General features: G+C 65.8%; 1 protein-coding gene. It reads left to right on the top strand.

Annotation, left to right across the window (positions count from 1 at the left end; translation table 11 throughout):
• Positions 1–153: 153 nt before the first annotated feature.
• Positions 154–377 (top strand): hypothetical protein (locus tag FLO80_RS24230; protein WP_223145564.1); only part of this gene is annotated, 224 nt, incomplete at its 3' end.

Raw genomic sequence — 377 nt, 5'->3', positions numbered from 1 at the left:
AAACTTCGTGGCGCTCGCCGCACGGGCGTGTTTCCCGGCCACGGCTAGGCCATACTTGGGGTTTGCGCGGGCCGAACTCAAGCGCGACGCCAGGGTCGAAACGGACTGGTCGACGCTTCGAGCCCGCCCATCCACCGTCGCAAAAGGAATCCCATGCGCCTTCTGAAATTCGCCGCCCTCGGCAGCCTGGTCGTTCTGCTGAGCGCCTGCCAGAGCCTCTTCAAGCCCGGCCTCGACGACCCGCTGCCCACCGAGCGCCTCGCCAGCGAGCACCTGAAGCCCGGCTGTCAGGGCGAACAGTGTCCCTTGGTAAACATCGACACCTTGAAGTTCCCCGACGAACCGCAGTTGGACCCGATCGTCGAGCGCGCCCTGCT

This window comes from Aquicoccus porphyridii (assembly GCF_008369105.1).
GTDB classification, from domain to species: Bacteria; Pseudomonadota; Alphaproteobacteria; order Rhodobacterales; family Rhodobacteraceae; genus Aquicoccus; species Aquicoccus porphyridii.
This window is presented reverse-complemented; position numbering and strand designations above follow the sequence as displayed.